Source organism: Geodermatophilus maliterrae (genome assembly GCF_041018925.1).
Lineage (GTDB): Bacteria > Actinomycetota > Actinomycetes > Mycobacteriales > Geodermatophilaceae > Geodermatophilus > Geodermatophilus maliterrae.
The window spans coordinates 1-1386 of record NZ_JBFNXQ010000206.1; the positions used below are offsets into that span (position 1 = coordinate 1).

Below are 1386 nucleotides of genomic sequence, written 5' to 3' on the forward strand. Positions count from 1 at the left end.
GCGTTGGGGCTCCTTCCGTGGGGATGTGGGCGGGGCCGCATCGGGGTCCCGCGGGGATGGGCGCCGACGGTGGTGGGAGTCAGCGACACATCGCGTCGTCGGCGCCCCTTGACCCTGCTCGACACTCACCCTACAGTGTTGGACGACTGATATACCAGTCCTTGAGTTCATCTTATGACAGAAGGGACTCCGGCATGGTCATCCAGATCGAAGGAGCTCTCCAGGCCCCGGCCGTTCCGGACCGCGTCCTCAACCGATCGCTGGCGGACACCGATCCGGAGGTCCACGACGCGATCTCCGCGGAGCTGACCCGGCAGCAGACCACGCTGGAGATGATCGCCAGCGAGAACTTCGCGCCCGTCGCCGTGATGCAGGCCCAGGGCTCGGTGCTGACGAACAAGTACGCCGAGGGCTACCCGGGCCGGCGGTACTACGGCGGCTGCGAGCACGTCGACGTGATCGAGCAGCTGGCCATCGACCGGCTGACGGCGCTGTTCGGCGCCGAGTACGCCAACGTGCAGCCGCACTCGGGTGCCCAGGCCAACGCCGCGGCGATGTCCGCCCTCCTGCAGCCCGGCGACACGATCCTGGGTCTGGACCTGGCGCACGGCGGCCACCTGACCCACGGCATGAAGCTGAACTTCTCGGGCAAGCTCTACGACGTCGCCGCCTACCACGTGCGGGCCGACGACCACCTCGTGGACATGGCCGAGGTCGAGCAGCTGGCGCACGAGCGGCGACCCAAGCTCATCGTCGCCGGCTGGTCGGCCTACCCCCGGCACCTGGACTTCGCCGGGTTCCGCCGGATCGCCGACGAGGTCGGCGCGTACCTGATGGTCGACATGGCGCACTTCGCCGGGCTGGTCGCCGCCGGGCTGCACCCCTCCCCGGTGCCGCACGCGCACGTGGTCACCTCGACCACCCACAAGACCCTCGGCGGTCCCCGTGGCGGGGTCATCCTGGCCACGGCCGACCTCGCCAAGAAGTTCAACTCCTCGGTGTTCCCCGGCCAGCAGGGCGGCCCGCTCGAGCACGTCATCGCGGCCAAGGCGGTGGCGTTCAAGCTGGCCGGTGAGCCGGCCTTCCGCGAGCGCCAGGAGCGCACCCTCGCCGGCGCGCGGCTGCTGGCCGAGCGGCTGTTGGCCCCCGACTCCCGCGAGGCCGGCATCGACGTGGTCAGCGGCGGTACCGACGTCCACCTCGTCCTGGTGGATCTCCGCGCATCGGAGCTGGACGGCCGGCAGGCCGAGGACCGGCTGCACGCCGTCGGCATCACGGTCAACCGCAACGCGGTGCCCTTCGACCCCCGCCCGCCGATGGTCAGCTCGGGGGTGCGCATCGGCACCCCGGCGCTGGCCGCCCGCGGCTTCGACGCCGAGGACTTCG

General features: G+C 71.1%; 1 protein-coding gene. It reads left to right on the forward strand.

Features of this window, described 5'->3' with window-relative positions; translation table 11 throughout:
- Positions 1 to 194 precede the first annotated feature (194 nt).
- Positions 195 to 1386 (forward strand): serine hydroxymethyltransferase (gene glyA / locus ABQ292_RS26475; RefSeq protein WP_369210684.1); only part of this gene is annotated, 1192 nt, incomplete at its 3' end.